We start from the raw sequence: 17890 nt of genomic DNA, 5'->3' as shown, positions 1-17890 counted from the left end.
GGCATGTCCCGGATCAAGGAGTTCAACCTGCCCGACCTGGGCGAGGGCCTGACCGAGGGCGAGATCCTCGCCTGGCTGGTCAAGGTGGGCGACGACATCGAGCTGAACCAGCCGATCGTCGAGGTGGAGACCGCGAAGGCGGCGGTCGAGATCCCGGCGAAGTGGGCCGGCCGGGTGCAGGCGATCTTCCACCCGGAGGGTTCGACGGTCGAGGTCGGCGTGCCGATCATCGCGATCGACACCGACCCGGGCGCCGGGCCGGTGGAGCAGTCGACGACCGGCACGCCCACCGCCGACCTGCCCACCCCGTCGGCGGCCTCGCTGGCCGCTGTCGAGGTGGCACCCGAGGAGGGCATGGTCGAGCCGGGCCTGATCGGTGGCGTGGCGCCGGGTGGGCGTACCGCCGTGCTGGTCGGCTACGGCCCGCGCAACGCGCCGGCCAAGCGCCGCCCGCGCAAGGGCGCCGCCCCGGCGCCGGCCGCCCCGACCCAGGCGGCCCCGGTCCCGACCGCGCCGGTCCAGGCCGCGCCGGTGCCGGTGCCGGCGGCGACCCCGGTGGCCCCGACGCCCGCGCTGAACGGCAACGGCAACGGCCGCGCGGGCGGCGGCCCGGTGCTGGCCAAGCCGCCGGTCCGCAAGCTCGCCAAGGACCTCGGGGTCGACCTGGCCGCGCTGACCGGTTCCGGTCCGCTCGGCTCGATCACTCGCGAGGACGTACAGCGGGCGGCGAGTGGGACCCCGGCGGCGGCCGAGCCGCTGACGGTCACCGCGCCGGCGGCATCGGCCGCGTCGGCCGCGAGCTTCGGCGCGGACCGCGAGCAGCGCATCCCGGTCAAGGGGGTACGCAAGCTCACCGCGGAGAACATGGCCCGCTCGGCGTTCACCGCCCCGCACGTGACGGAGTTCCTGACCGTCGACGTGACCCGGGCGATGAAGGCGCTGGACCGGCTCCGCGACCGGCGCGAGTGGCGCGACGTGCGGGTTTCCCCGCTGCTGCTGGTCGCCAAGGCGGTGCTGCTGGCGGTCAAGCGGTACCCGATGGTCAACTCGACCTGGGCCGGCGACGAGATCGTGGTCAAGGAGTACGTCAACCTGGGCATCGCGGCGGCCACCGAGCGCGGCCTGATCGTGCCGAACATCAAGGACGCCGGCCGGCTGACGCTGCGTGAGCTGGCGGACGCGATGACGGCGCTGGTGCAGACCGCGAAGTCGGGGAGGACGTCCCCGGCGGACATGTCCGGCGGCACGCTCACCATCACCAACGTCGGCGTCTTCGGCGTCGACACCGGTACGCCGATCCTGCCCCCGGGCGAGTCGGCGATCCTCGCCTTCGGCGCGGTACGCGAGCAGCCGTGGGTGCACAAGGGCAAGGTGAAGGCCCGGCTGGTCACCACGCTCGGCCTCTCCTTCGACCACCGGATCATCGACGGTGAGCTGGGGTCGAAGTTCCTGCGCGACATCGGGGACTTCCTGGCCGATCCGGAGGCGGCGCTGCTCGCCTGGACCTGACGTACCACCGCTCCGGCAACGGCCGGTGTGTCACGGGTGAACGCCCGGCACACCGGCCGTTGCCGTTGATGAAGGAATCATCGGCTCAGCGATGAAGATGCCTACGATCCTTAGGCAGGTGGCTCAGCTCACCTTGTAATCGATGGCGATCATGCGTGCGGTGCGCTTAAATAGAGACATCAAGGGCTGACAACCGAATAGCCAGGAGGAGAGACCCAAGATGAGCATGATCGAGCGAATCCGCACCCGCCGCGACGCCAACCGCCGGGCCCGTGCCATCGAGCACGCCCTGCGTTCCGCCAACTCGCCCGCGGTCCGCGCAGAGCTTCTCGCCATCGCCCAGCGTCACCTGAGCTGACGCCACCGACGTTCCACACTCCTCCAACGCAGAAGACCCGCCCGGCACCCCGGGCGGGTCTTCTGCGTTCCCCGTCGTCCGGCACCGGGATTCCACCCCGCCGCACCGCCCGGTACGGTTGGCACGGTCGCCAACCGGCTGCTCCGGACCGACGTGGAGAGTGAAACTCATCGACGTCGCCCGGTGACTTTCGGTGATGACCGATGCTCCCCGAGCGTCCCCGGGCGGCCACCGGATACGGTGCGGGGAGCCCGCACGGCCGGTACCCACCGGCGACGCCGGCAGCCATGCCGACGGTCCCCGGCCGGCATCGGCGGTCGACCTGTGATGGAGGAGGAGCACCCATGACGTCCGAGGCTCCGCACCACCCCGGCCAGGAGCCGGGCGAGGTGTCGCCGGGCACCGGCGGACCGGTGCCGTACGGCGACCAGCCGGCGCAGCAGGACAACGGGTACAACGGCACGCCCGACCTCGGCTGGGCCCCGCCCCCGCCGGCCGGTCGGCCCGCCCCGCCGGCTCCGGCCTGGGCCGCGGCCGACGACCAGCCGCCCGCCTGGGCCCCGCCCGCCGGCCAGCACGTCACCGGTCGCGCCACCGCCCAGGTGCCCCCGCCCGCCGACCCGGGCGGCCGGGGCGCACAGCCCGCCTGGGCCGGCTCCGGCGACCGTAGCCCCGAGCAGGGCGCACCGGCCTGGGCCGGCTCCGGTCCGGGTGCTCCCGCGTGGGGGCCGGGCGAGTCGACCCGTCCGGACGCCTCCGGCGAGCCGGCGCCGCCGGCCTGGGCCCCGACGTCGGGCGGTCCCGCCGAGCCGGCGCCGCCCGCCTGGGCCGCCGAGCAGCACCGTCCCGCCCGCGGCGCCGCCGGGGAGCAGCCCGCCTGGGCGCAGCCCGAGACGGGCGCGCGGAGCACCGGCTACGTCCCGGCGCCGGCCACCGTGCCGAACGAGTCCTGGGTCACCCCCGCCGGCTCGGACGACCCGCACCGCTCCGGCGGGTACACCCCTGCCGCGCAGCAGGGTGACGACGCCGGCCACTCCGGAGGCTGGGCCGTCGGCACCGCCGCCCAGTCGGACGACCCGAACCGCTCAGGCGGCTGGAACCGCCGCGACGAGCAGCCCGGCGCCCAGTCGGACGACCCGAACCGCTCAGGCGGCTGGAACCGCCGTGACGAGCAGCCCGGCGCGCAGCCGGACGACCGGTCCGGCGGCGGTTGGGCCCCGCGCGACACCCAGCCGGCCTGGGTTCCGCCCGGCCAGCAGAGCGGGGCCACCTGGCCTCCGCCCGAGCCGACCGCCCGGGCCGCCGCCAAGGTCTCCGTGCCCGGCGCCGTCCGGCCCGAGCAGGCGTGGTCCACTCCGGAGCAGTCCGACCAGGACAGCCGCTCCACCCGCACCGAGGACGATCCGCACCGCCCCGGCGGTTGGCCGGCGGCCGGCGGGCAGCAGCACGACGAATCGGCCCGATCCGGCGGCTGGCCCGCCCCGCAGGGAGAGAACCGGGTGGGCGGCCGGGACGGTTCCACTCGGGACGACGACCCGGACCGCTCCGGCGGTTGGGCCGCCGGCGGCCGCGCCGCCGGCGCGGCCGAGGTCCCGCAGCCGGCCGGCTGGGGCGAGTCGAATCAGCCCCACCCCGCGGGCTGGAACGACGGCCCCGTCCGACCTCGGCGCGACGGCGACGACCAGGCCGGTGGCTGGAACGACGCTCCCGCGATGCCGCAACGTGACGCCGATGACCAGGCCGCCGGCCGCCACGCTCCGGCGTTGCCGCAGCGTGGCGGCGAGGGACCGGCCGGCGGTTGGGGCGGTGCCGCAGCCGGGCCGCAGCAGCGGGAGACCGAGCGGCCGGCGGAGGAGCCGGCCCGGCCCGGGTGGAGCGGCAGCCAGGACGAGCTGGCGTCCGCCGAACCCTGGTCGCCCGCCGAGGCGTGGGGCCACGCCGACGAGGCACAGCCGGCACCGTCGCGCGGCTGGCAGCCCGCCGAGGACGGACCGGTCTACCAGCCCGCGCCCGCACCGGGCATCTCACCCGGCCACGCGGTACCGCTGCCCGCACAGAGCCAGCGGGTGCCGGGGGCCGCACTGGCGGCCTCACCGCCCGCCGACCATGCCGCCGCCGCGCAGTTCGGCCCGGCCGAGCGTGCACCCCAGGCGTACGAGCCGGAGCGTGGTGACGCCGGCTGGGGCGCCGCCCGGTCCGCACCTGAGGAGCCGCAGTCGCCGGCCGGTCCGGTCCTTCCCGGCCCGCGCACCTCGCCCGAGGCCGGCGCCGCCGGTCCTGTCTCGGCCAGCGCCTCCGTCCCGGTGGCCAGCCGGGTCGCCCCGCCGGCCGACCAGCCGGCACATCCGACCGGCGCGTCCACGCCGCAGCCCCGGGTGTACGGCCGGCCGACCCGACCGGAGCCCGAGGACGCCCCGGAGGCGGACGACGCGCACGGCTACCCCGGCCAGGACGCTCCGTCCGCCTTCGCCGGCCCGCAGGCCCGACCGGACGACGGACCCGGCTTCGGGTCGCCGTCCCGGGCCGACGACGGGTACGGCTACGGCGGGTCCCCGTCCCGGGGCGACGACGGACACGGCTTCGGATCCCCGTCCCGGGGCGATGACGGACACAGCTTCGGATCCTCCTCCCGGGGCGACGACGGACACGGCTTCGCCGGGTCGCAGGGGCGTGCTGACGACGCACCCAACTTCGCCGGCCAGCAGTCCCGCTCCGACGACGCACCCGGCTTCGGCGGACCGCGCTCCCGGCCGGACGACGCACCCGCCTTCGGTGGTCCGCAGTCGCGGCCCGACGGTCCGCACGGCTACCCCGGTCAGGACGGTCCCCCCGGCTTCGGTGGGCCACAGTCCCGGTCCGACGGTCCGCACGGCTACCCCGGCCAGGACGGTCCCCCCGGCTACGGCGGGCCGCAGTCCCGGTCCGACGACGACCCACGCGGATACGGCGACCGGCCGTCCTCGCCGGCCGGCCCGCCGCCGTTCCCGGTCGGTGTGCCGTCCTTCGTGGACCCGCCCGGCAACAACCGCCCCGCCAACGGGGTGCACCCGCAGGACGACGAGCAGCCCGGCGGGTCACGCGACTCCTTCGGCGGCCCCGGCGGCCAGCAGAACCCGTTCGGCGGTCCGGGCGGCCAGCAGGACGCGTTCGGGGGCCCGGGTGGCCGTCAGGACGTGTACGGCGGTCCCGGTGGCCGTCCCGACCCGTTCGGCGGTCCGGGTGGCCAGCAGGACGTGTACGGTCCGACGGCCGGTGGGCGTGCCTCGGTCGCCGTACCGGGTCAGGGTCCCGGGGGTGAGCCGGGCGGCTTCCCGCCCGCGTTCCCGCCGCCGTCCCCGCAGGCCCCGCCGGCCTGGTCCCCGGAGGGTCCGGCCGACGAATCGGATCAGGGTCGCTTCGACGCGTTCAAGCCGGACGCCGAGCCGAAGACCGAGGCGCCCGCGCCGAAGGTGCGCAACGGTCGGGTGCTGGCCCTGGTGCTCATCGCGGCCGTGCTGATCCTCGCCGTGCCGCTCGGCCTGCTCACGCTGCTCGGCAAGATCGGCGGTGACGACAAGCCGGCGGGCTTCGACCCGGCGGTCGGCTCCTGCATCAAGCAGACCGGCACGACCGCCGTGGCTGCGGACTGCGGCGAGCAGGGCGCGTTCACCGTGGTGTCGAAGGTGGACAACAAGGACAAGTGCGCCGACCTGTCCCAGCCCACTGTCGTCCTCCAGGGCGGTGGCACCAACCGGGTGCTCTGCCTGAAGCCGGCCGGCCAGTAACTCTCACGTGAAGCGCCCGTCCCCGGTGGGGGCGGGCGCTTCACGTTGTCCCCACCCCACACGCCGAGAGGTCGGGGGTGCGGCACCATGGGGGGATGAGCGCACGAGTACGGGCACCTGAGCTGCGCGGTCGTGGCTGGCTGAACACCGGCGGCAGAGCCGTCACGCTGGCCGACCTGCGCGGCAAGATCGTTTTGCTGGATTTCTGGACCTTCTGCTGCATCAACTGCCTGCACGTGCTGGACGAGCTGCGCCCGCTCGAAGAGAAGTACGGCGACGTGCTGGTCGTGATCGGGGTGCACTCGCCGAAGTTCGAGCACGAGAAGGACCCGGACGCGCTGGCCGCGGCCGTCGAGCGGTACGGCGTGCACCACCCGGTGCTCGACGACCCCGAGATGGACATGTGGCAGCAGTACGCGGCGAAGGCCTGGCCGACGCTGTCGGTGGTCGACCCGGAAGGCTACGTGGTGGCCACCATGGCCGGCGAGGGGCACGCCGAAGGGCTGGCCCGGCTGGTCGACGACCTGATCGCCACGCACGAGGCGAAGGGCACGCTGCACCGGGGCGAGGGCCCGTACGTCCCGCCGGCCGAGCCGGAGACGGCGTTGCGCTTCCCCGGCAAGGTCGTCCCGCTCGAGGGCGGCAACCTGCTGGTCTCCGACTCGGCCCGGCACTCCCTGGTCGAGCTGGCGCCGGACGCGGAGACCGTGGTGCGCCGGATCGGCGCGGGCACCCGTGGCCGCACCGACGGCCCGGCGGCCGGCGCGACGTTCGCCGAGCCGCAGGGGCTCTGCCTGCTGCCCCCGCACGTGGCCGAGGTGGCCGGCTACGACCTGGTCGTCGCGGACACGGTCAACCACCTGCTGCGCGGCGTACGGCTGGAGACCGGCGAGGTGGTCACCGTGGCCGGCACCGGGCGGCAGTGGCGCTCGACGGTCGACGACCACGCGCACGACGCGCGCGCCGTCGACCTTTCCTCCCCCTGGGACGTGGCCTGGTACGACGACCGGGTGGTCGTGGCGATGGCCGGCATCCACCAGCTCTGGTGGTTCGACCCGATCAAGCGGACCGCCGGCATGTACGCCGGCACCACGGTCGAAGCGCTGCGGGACGGTCCACTGCCGGACGTCTGGATGGCCCAACCGTCCGGGTTGTCCGTCTCGGCGGACGGTTCCCGGCTCTGGATCGCCGACAGCGAGACCAGCGCGATCCGCTGGGTCGAGGCGGGCGAGATGCACACCGCCGCGGGTCAGGGGCTGTTCGACTTCGGGCACGTCGACGGCCCGGCCGATCAGGCGTTGCTCCAGCATCCGCTGGGCGTGTGCGCGCTGCCGGACGGCTCGGTGCTGGTCGCGGACACGTACAACGGCGCGGTGCGCCGCTTCGATCCGGCGGCCGGCCAGGTCGCGACCGTGGCCGACGGGTTGGCTGAGCCGAGCGACCTGGTGGTCACCCCGGCGGGGGAGGTGCTTGTGGTCGAGTCGGCCGCGCACCGGTTGACCCGGCTGGCGCCCGGCGCGCTGACGGCGGCCGGCGCGAGCACGGTGGCGGGCGCGCGGCACCGGATGGAGCGCAGGCCCACGGATGTGGCGGCGGGGGAGCTGACGCTTGACGTGATCTTCACGCCGGCGCCGGGGCAGAAGCTCGACGACACGTACGGGCCGTCGACCCGGCTGGTGGTCTCGGCGTCCCCGCCGGAGCTGCTGGTCGACGGCGCCGGCACGACCACCGACCTGTCCCGGCGGCTGGTGGTCAGCGGGGACGTGACGCAGGGGGTGTTGCAGGTGACCGCCCAGGCGGCGACCTGTGACGCCGACATCGAGCACGCCGCCTGCCACCTGACCCGGCAGGACTGGGGCGTACCGGTCCGGGTGGTCACCGACGGCGCCACCCGTCTCCCGCTGGTACTGCGCGGCCTCGACGAGTCCTGAGCCGACGAGCGTTAGGAGGGGCCCCCTGTTATGCGTCAGGCGTTAACAGGGGGCCCCTCCTTTCACGCGAACGGAGTGAGCGTGACCCCCGCGTCGACGAGTGCGGCGCGGACCAGCTCCGCGCACCGCACCGCGCCGGGTGTGTCGCCGTGCAGGCAGATCGACTCGACGGGGCAGGAGACCACGCTGCCGTCGACCGCGACCACGGTCCGCTCGACGGCCATCCGGACGGCCCGCACGGCGACCTGATCCGGGTCGGTCACCAGCGCGTTCGGGGCGCCGCGCGGCACCAGCGCCCCGTTGGGCAGGTAGTTGCGGTCGGCGAAGCCCTCGGCCACCACCCGCAGGCCGGCGCCGACCGCGAGCTGGGCGAGCACGGTGCCGGGCTGGCAGAGCACCGGCAGCTCGTGGTCGTACCCACTGATCGCCGCCACCAGCGCGGCGGCCTGGGCCTCGTCGCACGCCGCCGCGTGGTAGAGCGCGCCGTGCGGCTTGAGGTAGCGCACCCGGGTCCGGTAGAGCCGGCAGAACGCGTCGAGCGCCCCGAGCTGGTAGATCGTCTCGTCCCGCAGCTCGGCGAAGTCGTAGGCGATGTGCCTGCGGCCGAAGCCGGCGAGGTCCCGGTAGCCGACCTGCGCGCCGACCGCGACGCCGCGTTCGGCGGCGGCGGCGCACACCCGGTGCATGGTGGCCGCGTCCCCGGCGTGGAAGCCGCAGGCCACGTTGGCGGAGCTGATCAGCCCGAGCAGCGCCTCGTCGTCGCCGAGCCGCCAGCTACCGAATCCCTCACCGAGGTCCGCGTTGAGGTCCATGGAACCTCACCGTAGTCCCCGGGCGGGCCTGGGCGAGCGCTGTCACGTCGTCCACCACCCCGATGACCGGGTAGCCACCGGTGGTGGGGTGGTCGGCCAGGAAGATCAGCGGCTGGCCGTCCGGTGGCACCTGCACCGCGCCGAGCACCAGCCCCTCGCTCGGCAGTTCGCCGGCCACCGCGCGGGGCAGGGCGGCGCCGGCCAGCCGCGCGCCGACCCGGTTGCTGTCCGACCCGACGGTGTACGCGCTGCCGTGCAGCAGGCCGAGCGCGGCGGGCGTGAACCAGTCCTGCCGGGGGCCGGGGCGCACGGCCAGCGACACCTCGGTCGGCACCGGCGGGGTGACGGTGAGGTCCACCGGGGGCGGCGGGCCGGTCGGTGCGCCCAGCGGCAGCCGGTCCCCGTCGCGCAGCGGAGGCGGCCCGAGGCCGGAGAGCGTGTCGGTGGACCGGCTGCCGAGCACCGGTTCGACGGTGATCCCGCCGCTGACGGCCAGCCAGGTCCGGACCCCGGCGCGGGCCGGACCGATCCGCAGCACCGCGCCGGCCGGCAACGACAGCGGTCGCCCGACGTCGCCGGGGCGTCGCTCGACCTCGCCGGGGCGCGGCTCGACCTCGCCGGGGCGCGGCTCGACCTCGCCGGGGCGCGGCCCGGTTGGGCGCGCCTCGGCGGGCCCCGGGTCGGCGGTCCGCGAACGCTGCTCGACGAGCACGTCGGCGGGTGCGCCGGTGAGCGCCACGGTGACCGCCCGGGTGACGCGCAGCACGCACCCGGTCAGGGTGATCTCCAGGCCGGCGGCGTGCTCCGGGTTGCCGGCGAGGCGGTTGGCCAGGCGCAGGGCGGCCGGGTCGAGCGCGCCGGACCGGGGCACGCCGAGGTGCGCCCAGCCGGGCCGGCCCTGGTCCTGGACGGTGGTGAGCGCGCCGGCCCGCAGCACCTCGATCATGGCGCGTCGACGAACCGGACCCGGGTGCCGGGCGTGAGCCGGGCCGGCGGGTCGGCACGCACGTCGAAGAGGATCAGCTCGGTCCGCCCGAGCAGCAGCCAGCCGCCGGGTGAGGCGGCGGGGTAGATGCCCGCGTACGGGCCGGCCAGCGCGACCGAGCCGGCCGGCACCCGGGTACGCGGGGTGGTGAGGCGCGGCACGGCCAGCTCGGGCGGCAGCCCGGTGAGGTAGGCGAACCCGGGCGCGAAGCCGCAGAACGCGACGCGGAACTCGGTACGCCGCAGCCGGTCGACCACTGTCGGCACGTCGACGCCCCAGTGGCCGGCGACGGTGGGCAGGTCTTCCCCGTCGTACGTGACGGGCACCCGGACCTCGGCGGCGGCGGAGCGGTCGGTGGTGTTCCGGGGGTGCCAGCCGGCGATCCGCGCGGCGGTGGCCGCCGGGTCGGGCACGCCGTCGAGCAGGACGGTGACCGCGGCGGGGACGATCTCGACGGCGGCCAGCTCGCCGGCCGCGCGCCGGTGCCACAGCTCGGCGCGCCACGCCTCGACCTGGTCGGGGTCGTCGCAGTCGAGCAGCAGGGCGTGCGCCCCGACGGGTCGGATCCGCATCCGGTCATCCTCGCGTCGTCGGGCGTGACGGTCCACACTACTTGCAAGTAACCTACGGTGTCGTAACCTGATGAGGTGACCACCTCCGCACCGCTCCGGCTCCGGCCGGTCGACATCGGAAAGCCGCGCATGCGCGGCTGGCTCCACGCGTACGCGTTCTTCGCCGCGCTCGTCTGCGGCATCGTCCTCTGCTCGATCGCCGCCACCCGGCCCGGCTGGGCGCCGCTGGTGAGCTGCCTGATCTACAGCCTCACCGTGTGCGGGCTCTTCGGCACCAGCGCGCTGTACCACCGGCGGGTCTGGTCCGAGCGCGGCTACCAGATCATGCGCCGGATGGACCACTCGATGATCTTCGTGTTCATCGCCGGCACCTACACCCCGTTCTGCGCGCTGCTGCTGGACACCCGGCACGCCACGATCATGCTCAGCCTGGTCTGGGGCGGCGCGCTGGCCGGCGTTGCGGTCAAGCTGATCTGGCCGCACGCGCCCCGCTGGGTCTCCGCCCCGCTCTATCTGGCACTCGGCTGGGTGGCGGTGGCGATGCTGCCGGAGATCCTGCACTCCGGCGGCGTCACCGCGCTGGTGCTGCTGAGCGTGGGCGGCGCGATCTACAGCGTGGGCGCGGTGTTCTACGCGCTGCGCCGGCCGAACCCGTGGCCCACCGTCTTCGGCCACCACGAGTTCTTCCACGCGTGCACGCTGGTCGCGGCGATCTGCCACCACATCGCGATCTACTTCGCGCTGTTCGCCTGAGCCGGCCCGCCCGAAGCCGGCCCGCCCGAAGCCGGCCCGCCCGAAGCCGGTCCGGACATGCACGAGGGCCCCGCGCCGTTGCGGGGCCCTCGGGTCTCGGGGTGGGTCAGGCCGGGTAGCCCGAGCCCGGGCGGCGCACCTCGCGGTACTCCTCGCGCACCACCCGGTCGCCCTGCACCGGCACCACCGGCTCGGCGACGACCTGCTGACGCACCGGCGCGGCGACCACGCGGCGGCGGCTGTTCCAGAAGTAGAGCGTCGTGAGCAGCCCGGCGAGGCCGGCGAGCATGAGCACCCAGCCCACCACGTTGAGGTTCAGCCATCCCAGGTTGGCGTCGATGGCGAACGCGAAGATCGCGCCGAGCGCGATGAGGAAGATGCTGGCACCGATGCCCATGACGTCGCCTCCTTGGCGTCCTGCTGGCGCTTCTGCCCGCCGCGGCCATGGATGAGGTAGCGGCACACATCGACATACCCACGCGCCCCGATCGCCAATCAGGCAAGCTGGGCGGATGACGGACGGCACGAACCGGCAGCGGACATTGGTGCTGTTGCGGCACGCCAAGGCCGAGCAGTCCCGGGACGCCCCGGACGCGGAACGACCGCTGACCGCGCGGGGGCACGCCGACGCCGCGGCGGCCGGCGCCTGGCTGGCCCGGCACGGGCTGCTCCCCGACGTGGTGCTCTGCTCGCCGGCCCGACGCACCCGGCAGACCTGGCACGGGGTGGCGCTGGGCCTGGCCGGGTCCCCGCCGGAGGGCGGCCCGGCGGGCCCGGCCCCCGCCGTCCGCTACGAGCCGACCGCGTACGAGGCGCACCCGGACGAGCTGCTGGAGCTGGTGCGGTCGGTGGACCCGGCGGTCGGCACGGTGCTGCTGGTCGCGCACAACCCGGGCATCTCACTGCTCTCGGCGCTGCTCGACCCCGAGCGGGCGGACCCGGAAGGGATGCGCACCACCGACATCGTGGTGCACCACCCCACCACCGAGTGGGCCGCGCTCTCGCGCGCCCCACTAACCACCCGCCACACCGCCCGCGGCTGAGGTGCAAGGAGGGGCCCCCTCTTAACGTCTCCGGTAGAGGAGGGGGCCCCGCTTAACAGCCGCGGGGACCGTCAGGACGGCGGGGCGGTGGGCGGCGGCGGGTCGGGCGGCGGCGGCATCATCGCGGTCGGGTGGGAGAGCCGGTTCTCCTCCACGATGAGCGTGCGGGCCCGCTTGCGACGGTCCTGCCAGAACCACAACGTGGTCAGCAGGACGCCCAGCCCGGCCAGGATGAAGACCCAGCCGACCGCGCGCAGGTCGATCCACCAGACGTTGGCCCGGATGGCGAAGGTCATGATCGCGCCGAGCGCGATGAGAAAGATGGCGCTGCCAATGCCCATGTGCGCTGCACTCCCCCGTGCGGTGGCCCTTGGGCGTACTCCGGTCGTGGTCCGCGACGGTTACCCGCCCACCGGCCGGCCTATCCACCTCCGGCGCCACCAACGACGGCGGCCGGCGGGCTGTCGCCCACCGGCCGTCGAGGTGAAAGGGGAGGAAGTGCCCGCGAGGGCTTAGAACGCCTCCTCCGGAAGGTCCATGATCTCCAGGTCGGCACCCTCGATGATCCGCCGGTCGGCGCCGATACGCGGCAGCACCTCTCGGGCGAAGAACCGGGCGGCGGCCACCTTGCCGGTGTAGAACGCCTTGTCGCTGGCGGAGACCTCACCGGCCAGCGCCTTCAACGCCACGTCCGCCTGCTTCTGGAGCAGCCAGCCGACCACCAGGTCGCCGATCGCGAGCAGGAACCGGCGGCTGCCCAGGCCGACCTTGTAGAGCGCGCGGGCGTCGCCGGCCTGGGCCTCGCCCAGCCACCCGGTCATCACACCGATCATGTGCTGGATCTCGGCGAGCGCCTTGCCGAGCGCCTGCCGCTCCTCCTTGAGCTGGCCGTTGCCGGCCTCGGAGGTGATGTGCTCCTGGATCTCGCCGGCGACCGCCATCAGCGCCTTGCCGTTGTCCCGGACGATCTTCCGGAAGATCAGGTCGAGGCTCTGGATGGCCGTGGTGCCCTCGTACAGGGTGTCGATCTTGGCGTCCCGGACGTACTGCTCCAGCGGGTAGTCCTGGAGGAAGCCGGAGCCGCCGAACGTCTGGAGCGACTCGTGCCCGAGCAGCTCGTACGCCCGCTCCGAGCCGACGCCCTTGACCAGCGGCAGCAGCAGGTCGTTGACCCGCTTGGCCAGCCTGGTGGCCTTCTCGTCGCCGGCCGCCTCGGCGAGCGCGACCTTGTCCTGCCAGCTCGCGGTGTAGCAGACCAGCGCGCGCAGGCCCTCGGCGTACGACTTCTGCATCAGCAGCGAGCGGCGCACGTCCGGGTGGTGGGTGATGGTCACCCGCGGCGCGGTCTTGTCGGCCTGCTGGATCAGGTCGGCGCCCTGCACGCGGTTCTTGGCGTACTCCAGCGCGTTCAGGTAGCCGGTGGAGAGCGTGGCGATGGCCTTGGTGCCGACCATCATCCGGGCGTACTCGATAATCATGAACATCTGGCGAATGCCGTCGTGCTTCTCGCCCAGCAGCCAGCCCTTGGCCGGTACGCCGTGCTCGCCGAAGGTCACCTCGCAGGTGTTGGAGACCTTCAGGCCCATCTTGTGCTCGACGTTGGTGGCGTAGACGCCGTTGCGCTCGCCCAGCTCACCGGTCTCGGCGTCGAAGTGGAACTTCGGCACCACGAAGAGGGACAGGCCCTTCGTGCCGGGGCCGCCGACACCCTCCACGCCGACCGGACGGGCCAGCACGTAGTGGACGATGTTGTCGCTCAGGTCGTGCTCACCGGAGGTGATGAAGCGCTTGACGCCCTCGATGTGCCACGTGCCGTCCGGCTGCTGGACCGCCCGGGTGCGGCCGGCGCCGACGTCCGAGCCGGCGTCCGGCTCGGTCAGCACCATGGTCGAGCCCCACTGCTTCTCGATGAACAGCCGGGCCCACTTCTGCTGCTCCTCGGTGCCCTCGACGTGCAGCACGTGCGCGAAGGACGGGCCGGAGGCGTACATCCAGACCGGGGCGTTGGCGCCGAGCACCAGCTCGGCCAGGGACCACCAGAGCGCGCGGGGGGCGTTCGTGCCGCCGAGCGCCTCCGGCAGGTCGAGCCGCCAGAACTCGGAGTCCATGAACGCCTGGTACGACTTCTTGAACGACTCGGGCAGCGGCGCGGTGTGCGTGGCCGGGTCGAAGACCGGCGGGTTGCGGTCGCTGTCGGAATAGCTGGCGGCGAGGTCCTCGCGGGCCAGGCGGTCGACCTCGGAGAGGAAGCTACGGGCGGTGTCGACGTCCAGGTCCGTGTACGGCTCCTGGCCGAACGTCCGGTCCGCCCCGAACACCTCGAACAGGTTGAACTCGAGGTCCCGAAGGTTGCTCTTGTAGTGGGTCATGCTCGCTGGCCCCGCTTCCGGACAGGTGTTACCGATCAGTAACTCCAGACTGTATTACTCACCGGTAGGCAACGACAACCCGATCTCGGAAGTGACAGCGATTACACACTTCCCCTTCACCCGTCGGCGGCGCCGACCTCCCAGCTCGGCACCGGGGCCGCCGCCGCGCTACGCGGGCCGGTGTACTCCATCAGGACCAGCGCGATGTCGTCGTCGAGCCGGTCCTGCACCCACTCGACCAGGGCGGTCTCCAGCGAGGCGAGCCCGTCGCCGACCGTTCCGTGACCGAGCAGTCGCCAGGCGCGGTCGGCGGTCGGGAAGAACTCGCCGTCCCGCCGGGCCTCGCCCAGCCCGTCGGTGAACAGCAGCAGCCGGTCGCCCGGCTCCAGCCGCTCCACCCGGGGCCGGACCACCGGCATGAAGCCCAGCGGCGGCGCCGGGGCCGGCGGCTCCAGCGGGATCACCGCGCCGCGGCGCAGCAACAGCGGCGGCGGGTGTCCACAGTTGACGATGGTGAGCGTGCCGCCGCGCTCCTCGACCAGGGCGGCGGTGACGAAGTCCTCGTCGCCGACGTTGCGGGCCACCGCCCGGTCCAGGTCGGTCACCACCGCGCGCAGGTCGGCCCGCTCGTAGGCCACGTGCCGGTAGGAACCGAGCACGATGCTGGCCAGCCGGACCGCGTCCAGCCCCTTCCCGCGGACGTCCCCGATGATCATTCGGACGCCGTACGGGGTGTCCATCACCTCGTACAGGTCGCCGCCGATCTCGGCGGTGGCCGTGGAGGAGATGTAGCGCGCGGCCACCGCCAGCGTGCCGACCTGCGGACCGAGCGGACGCAGCACCGCCTGCTGGGCGACCGCGGCGAGCCGGGTCAGCTCGGCGATCCGCTCCGTCTGACGCTGCCGCACGGCCGCCGTGGCGGCGGAGATCGCGGTGGCCAGGACGATGGCGGCCACGCTGACGGCGGTCACCAGCGGCATGCCCTTCTCGGCCGCGGCGAAGGCGACCCCGGCTGCGGTGGCCAGCGCCCCCACGGCCAGCACCACCCGCCAGGAGGCCAGCGCGGCGGCGAGGACGGGCGCGGCGGCCATCAGCGCGAGGTAGTGCACCGGCCGGCCGTCGGCCGCCTCCGCCGCCGACACGATTGCGAGCAGCGCGAGGGCCGCGCCGAGGCCGGCGCGGGATCCGGGGCTCAGCGGGCCGCGGCCCGGCTGGAAGGGTTGCGTACGTACATCGGACAGCATGCCTGATGGATGTGAACCGGAGAACGAACGCGGCCCGTCCGTCGCGGAAGTTCTGCCGGACCGGCTGTCAGCCGAGCACCTCGTAGCGGACGTCCACCTCGCCGAGACCGGTCGAGGCGATGGCCGCGAACGCGGCGCGGGACAGGTCGATGCACCGGCCGTCGATGTACGGGCCCCGGTCGTTGATCCGGACCACCACGGACTTGCCGTTGGCCGGGTTGGTGACCCGGACCCGGGTGTTGAACGGCAGCGTCTTGTGCGCCGCGGTCAGCGCGTCCGGGTCGAACGTCTCGCCGTTCGCGGTCATCTGGCCCTCGTCGTAGAAGGACGCGCCGCAGGAGCCGCTCTCCACCACCTTCGGGGCGACGGTCTTCTTCTTCGTCGCGGTCGGCTTCGGCGCCGCGGTCCGGGTCTTGCCCCGGGACGCCGGCTGGGTACGGGTCGACTTCGCGCTCGGGGTGGCCTTCGGCGACGGGCTCCGGGTCGCGGTGGCGGAGGCGCTCGGCGACGGCGCGGCCGAGGTAGGGGCCGCCGTGCTGGGCGGCGTCTCGACCAGGGCCGGCGCGGCGGGCGGCTCGGCGGCGGTGAGCTGCACCGCGCCGACGGTGCCGCCGACCGCGAGCGCCACGCCGACCGCCGCGGTGGCGGCGATGCCGGCCGGCGAGGAGAACAATCTGCGGGTACGAAGGTGCCTAGCAGCCACCGGGCCGGTCCTTTCGTCAACTCAACAAACCGGCCCGGACCGTAACGAGAGAAGCACTTCCGACGTCAACGTGATCATGGTGGTATGCCCATATTTGCCGTGGTACGTGTAGCCGATCAAGCCACGGCCGTTGGGCCGAACGGTGGACGGGCGGGCAGGATGGAGGCGTGCTGAACCGTCGCCTGGTCGAACTGTTCCGCTGGGCCGACCCCGGGCCGGACAGCAGCCACCTGGTCAGCGACCTCTCCGGCTGGTGGCGTGACCCCGAGGTGCTCGCCGAGGTCGGGCCGGCACTTGCCGGCCTCTTCCCGGACGCGCGCCCGACCGTGGTGCTCGCCCCCGAGGTGACCGGGCTGCTGCTCGGCCCGCTGGTCGCGGTGGCCGCCGGCGCCGGGTTCCTGCCCGCGTACAAGGACGGTGGCGAGCGACGCCGGATCGGGCCGACCCGGTGGGCCGGGACCCCGCCGGACCACCGGGGGCAGCGGCTCCGGATCGGCGTGGACGGCCGGCGGCTCGGCCCCGGTGACCGGGTGCTGCTGGTGGACGACTGGGTCGACACCGGCGCGCAACTGGACGCGCTGTGCCGGCTGGTGCGCGACGCCGACGCCGAGCCGGTCGGCACCGCCGCACTGGTCGCCACCTGCCCGGCGGACGTCCGCGCGCGACTGCGGGTCCGCGCGCTGCTCACCGGGGACGACCTGCCCTGAGGGGTTGACCTCAAGCTCGCTTCAACCCCGACCATCGGCGGATGGACGACGGCATCCTCGACGAGGCGTACCACCGACTGCACCGCACCGGCCCCGAGTTCGAAGGCTGGCTCTCCAACCACGGGCCGATGGCCGCCGAGGCGCTGGTCCGGCACGGCCAGGGCGCCCGCGTGCACCGCTGGCTCGACGGCTACCTGCGCCGGCTCGACGACCTGCCGCGGGGCCTGCGGCCGATCGACGACTGGCGGGCCGCGCTCGGTGACCCGAAGCGGGCCGGCGACTGGCTCGACCACTTCGACCGCGAGCTGCGCGACCGGCCGTGGCGGGAGGTGCTCGGCGAATGGTGGCCCCGGCTGCTCCCCGGGATCGCGGCCGGGGCCACCCACGGCGTGATCCGGGTCGGACACGCGGTGCGGGTGCTGCACACCGACGGGGAGACCCCGGAGCGCCGCGCCGAGCTGGGCCAGGCGCTCGGCTACTGGGCGGCCCGCTGGCAGCCGGTCCCCGGCGCCGGCCCGCTCACCGGTCACGCCGACGTCGCGGCGGCGCTGGCCGGGGTGCCCCGGATCGCGGACCGCAGCGGCGGCATCCGGGAGCGGCTGGGCCGGCTGACCGGGGAGCCCGGATGGTCGACAGCGGTCACGGCGCTGCGTCCGCCGGCCGACCCGGACCGGGCGGCCCGCACGCTCACCGAGGTGGTGCACCGCGCCGCGCTGGACTACCCGCGGTTCGGGCACGGCGAGCCGGTGATGCTGGTGCACGCGGTCACCGCGCCGACCGCGGTGCTGCGTACCCTGCCGGCCCTGGACCCGGCGCTGCGGGCGCCGAGCGTCGCTGCGGCCTGGGCCGCGACGGCGGCCGTGACCTCGGTGTACGCCGCACCCGCACCGACCGCCGCCACGCCTGTCGACGGGCCCACCGATCCGGCCGAGGTGTTCGCCCGGGCGGCCCGGCACGGCGACGAACACGTGGTGAAGCTGGCCGACGCGGCGCTGGAGGCGTACGCGGCCACCGGCGACGAACGGGTGCTGGCCGCCCCCGGCCACGCCGGCCGTCTGATCTGACCGGTGCCGTAGCCTCCGGGGCATGTGGCCCCGCATCGGTGGACTGCGCGCGCTCGCCCTCGGCACCCCCGGCGAG

At 74.6% G+C, this 17890-nt stretch carries 15 protein-coding genes and 1 pseudogene; 8 read left to right on the top strand and 8 right to left on the bottom strand.

All coding sequences use genetic code 11. The annotated features are described in order from the left end of the window. Nucleotides 1–3 precede the first annotated feature (3 nt). The 4 genes and pseudogenes from ACZ6O5_RS18730 (at nucleotide 4) to ACZ6O5_RS18715 (ending at nucleotide 7562) form a co-directional block, all read left to right on the top strand. Complete coding sequence (locus tag ACZ6O5_RS18730; protein WP_465979066.1) at nucleotides 4–1509, top strand: dihydrolipoamide acetyltransferase family protein; 1506 nt, start codon at nucleotides 4–6, stop codon at nucleotides 1507–1509. A 220-nt stretch (nucleotides 1510–1729) separates the two neighbouring features. Further along, entirely contained in the window at nucleotides 1730–1867 is a 138-nt protein-coding gene (locus ACZ6O5_RS18725; protein ID WP_405091869.1) for a hypothetical protein, read from the top strand. 3188 nt (nucleotides 1868–5055) lie between these two features. Further along, nucleotides 5056–5631: pseudogene (locus ACZ6O5_RS18720) on the top strand (LppU/SCO3897 family protein); the annotation flags it as partial. A gap of 95 nt (nucleotides 5632–5726) precedes the next feature. After that, complete coding sequence (locus ACZ6O5_RS18715) at nucleotides 5727–7562, top strand: NHL domain-containing thioredoxin family protein (protein WP_465978652.1); 1836 nt, start codon at nucleotides 5727–5729, stop codon at nucleotides 7560–7562. 62 nt (nucleotides 7563–7624) lie between these two features. Here ACZ6O5_RS18715 and ACZ6O5_RS18710 read toward each other — a convergent pair whose 3' ends face one another. Genes ACZ6O5_RS18710 through ACZ6O5_RS18700 form a run of 3 tightly spaced genes read right to left on the bottom strand, consistent with a single transcriptional unit; the run spans nucleotide 7625 to nucleotide 9931 of the window. Next, the gene (locus ACZ6O5_RS18710; protein WP_281933690.1) at nucleotides 7625–8374 is read right to left on the bottom strand and encodes a LamB/YcsF family protein; all 750 of its coding nucleotides are present in this window, start codon (nucleotides 8372–8374) and stop codon (nucleotides 7625–7627) included. After that, nucleotides 8349–9320, bottom strand: coding sequence for a 5-oxoprolinase subunit C family protein (locus tag ACZ6O5_RS18705; RefSeq protein WP_465978651.1), 972 nt, complete (start codon nucleotides 9318–9320; stop codon nucleotides 8349–8351). Before ACZ6O5_RS18705 ends, ACZ6O5_RS18710 begins: the two co-directional genes overlap by 26 nt. Next, complete coding sequence (locus ACZ6O5_RS18700) at nucleotides 9317–9931, bottom strand: 5-oxoprolinase subunit B family protein (RefSeq protein WP_465978650.1); 615 nt, start codon at nucleotides 9929–9931, stop codon at nucleotides 9317–9319. Before ACZ6O5_RS18700 ends, ACZ6O5_RS18705 begins: the two co-directional genes overlap by 4 nt. Nucleotides 9932–10006: 75 nt before the next feature. Between ACZ6O5_RS18700 and trhA the strand changes: the two genes are divergently transcribed. Further along, nucleotides 10007–10684, top strand: coding sequence for a PAQR family membrane homeostasis protein TrhA (trhA, locus tag ACZ6O5_RS18695; RefSeq protein ID WP_107158213.1), 678 nt, complete (start codon nucleotides 10007–10009; stop codon nucleotides 10682–10684). A 106-nt stretch (nucleotides 10685–10790) separates the two neighbouring features. On the opposite strand, the gene ACZ6O5_RS18690 is transcribed toward trhA, so the two are convergent. Beyond that, nucleotides 10791–11081 carry a DUF6458 family protein gene (locus tag ACZ6O5_RS18690; RefSeq protein WP_107158212.1) on the bottom strand — a complete coding sequence of 97 codons (291 nt, stop codon included), beginning with the start codon at nucleotides 11079–11081 and terminating at the stop codon, nucleotides 10791–10793. Between the two features lie 115 nt (nucleotides 11082–11196). Between ACZ6O5_RS18690 and ACZ6O5_RS18685 the strand changes: the two genes are divergently transcribed. Then, entirely contained in the window at nucleotides 11197–11727 is a 531-nt protein-coding gene (locus ACZ6O5_RS18685; RefSeq protein ID WP_465978647.1) for a SixA phosphatase family protein, read from the top strand. 71 nt (nucleotides 11728–11798) lie between these two features. Here ACZ6O5_RS18685 and ACZ6O5_RS18680 read toward each other — a convergent pair whose 3' ends face one another. The 4 genes from ACZ6O5_RS18680 to ACZ6O5_RS18665 form a co-directional block, all read right to left on the bottom strand. After that, nucleotides 11799–12068, bottom strand: coding sequence for a DUF6458 family protein (locus ACZ6O5_RS18680; protein WP_013283345.1), 270 nt, complete (start codon nucleotides 12066–12068; stop codon nucleotides 11799–11801). A gap of 171 nt (nucleotides 12069–12239) precedes the next feature. Beyond that, complete coding sequence (locus ACZ6O5_RS18675) at nucleotides 12240–14096, bottom strand: acyl-CoA dehydrogenase (protein WP_465978645.1); 1857 nt, start codon at nucleotides 14094–14096, stop codon at nucleotides 12240–12242. A 116-nt stretch (nucleotides 14097–14212) separates the two neighbouring features. Then, nucleotides 14213–15340: a PP2C family protein-serine/threonine phosphatase gene (locus ACZ6O5_RS18670; protein ID WP_425785080.1), complete on the bottom strand. Its 1128-nt coding sequence runs from the start codon at nucleotides 15338–15340 to the stop codon at nucleotides 14213–14215. Between the two features lie 67 nt (nucleotides 15341–15407). Beyond that, nucleotides 15408–16043 (bottom strand): septal ring lytic transglycosylase RlpA family protein, encoded by a 636-nt coding sequence (locus ACZ6O5_RS18665; RefSeq protein WP_465978642.1) that lies wholly within the window; start codon nucleotides 16041–16043, stop codon nucleotides 15408–15410. A 167-nt stretch (nucleotides 16044–16210) separates the two neighbouring features. Here ACZ6O5_RS18665 and ACZ6O5_RS18660 point away from each other — a divergent pair, with 167 nt between their 5' ends. Beyond that, a complete protein-coding gene (locus ACZ6O5_RS18660) occupies nucleotides 16211–16750 on the top strand; it encodes a phosphoribosyltransferase family protein (RefSeq protein ID WP_465978640.1) in 540 nt (179 codons plus the stop codon). A gap of 41 nt (nucleotides 16751–16791) precedes the next feature. Beyond that, nucleotides 16792–17814 carry a questin oxidase family protein gene (locus tag ACZ6O5_RS18655; RefSeq protein ID WP_465978638.1) on the top strand — a complete coding sequence of 341 codons (1023 nt, stop codon included), beginning with the start codon at nucleotides 16792–16794 and terminating at the stop codon, nucleotides 17812–17814. The last annotated feature ends 76 nt before the right edge of the window (nucleotides 17815–17890 follow it).

Source organism: Micromonospora sp. NPDC049201 (assembly GCF_055586805.1).
The sequence above is the reverse complement of the archived record's forward strand: the minus strand, read 5'-3'. Positions and strand labels throughout refer to the sequence as shown.

Bases quoted from the DNA above. Each gene is read 5' to 3' on its own strand.
- ACZ6O5_RS18730 (WP_465979066.1), top strand. From the start codon at position 4: ATGTCCCGGATCAAGGAGTTCAACCTGCCCGACCTGGGCGAGGGCCTG.
- ACZ6O5_RS18690 (WP_107158212.1), bottom strand. From the start codon at position 11,081: ATGGGCATCGGTGCCAGCATCTTCCTCATCGCGCTCGGCGCGATCTTC.
- ACZ6O5_RS18705 (WP_465978651.1), bottom strand. From the start codon at position 9,320: ATGATCGAGGTGCTGCGGGCCGGCGCGCTCACCACCGTCCAGGACCAG.
- ACZ6O5_RS18710 (WP_281933690.1), bottom strand. From the start codon at position 8,374: ATGGACCTCAACGCGGACCTCGGTGAGGGATTCGGTAGCTGGCGGCTC.
- ACZ6O5_RS18675 (WP_465978645.1), bottom strand. From the start codon at position 14,096: ATGACCCACTACAAGAGCAACCTTCGGGACCTCGAGTTCAACCTGTTC.
- ACZ6O5_RS18655 (WP_465978638.1), top strand. From the start codon at position 16,792: ATGGACGACGGCATCCTCGACGAGGCGTACCACCGACTGCACCGCACC.
- ACZ6O5_RS18715 (WP_465978652.1), top strand. From the start codon at position 5,727: ATGAGCGCACGAGTACGGGCACCTGAGCTGCGCGGTCGTGGCTGGCTG.
- ACZ6O5_RS18680 (WP_013283345.1), bottom strand. From the start codon at position 12,068: ATGGGCATTGGCAGCGCCATCTTTCTCATCGCGCTCGGCGCGATCATG.
- ACZ6O5_RS18725 (WP_405091869.1), top strand. From the start codon at position 1,730: ATGAGCATGATCGAGCGAATCCGCACCCGCCGCGACGCCAACCGCCGG.
- ACZ6O5_RS18700 (WP_465978650.1), bottom strand. From the start codon at position 9,931: ATGCGGATCCGACCCGTCGGGGCGCACGCCCTGCTGCTCGACTGCGAC.
- ACZ6O5_RS18670 (WP_425785080.1), bottom strand. From the start codon at position 15,340: ATGCTGTCCGATGTACGTACGCAACCCTTCCAGCCGGGCCGCGGCCCG.
- ACZ6O5_RS18685 (WP_465978647.1), top strand. From the start codon at position 11,197: ATGACGGACGGCACGAACCGGCAGCGGACATTGGTGCTGTTGCGGCAC.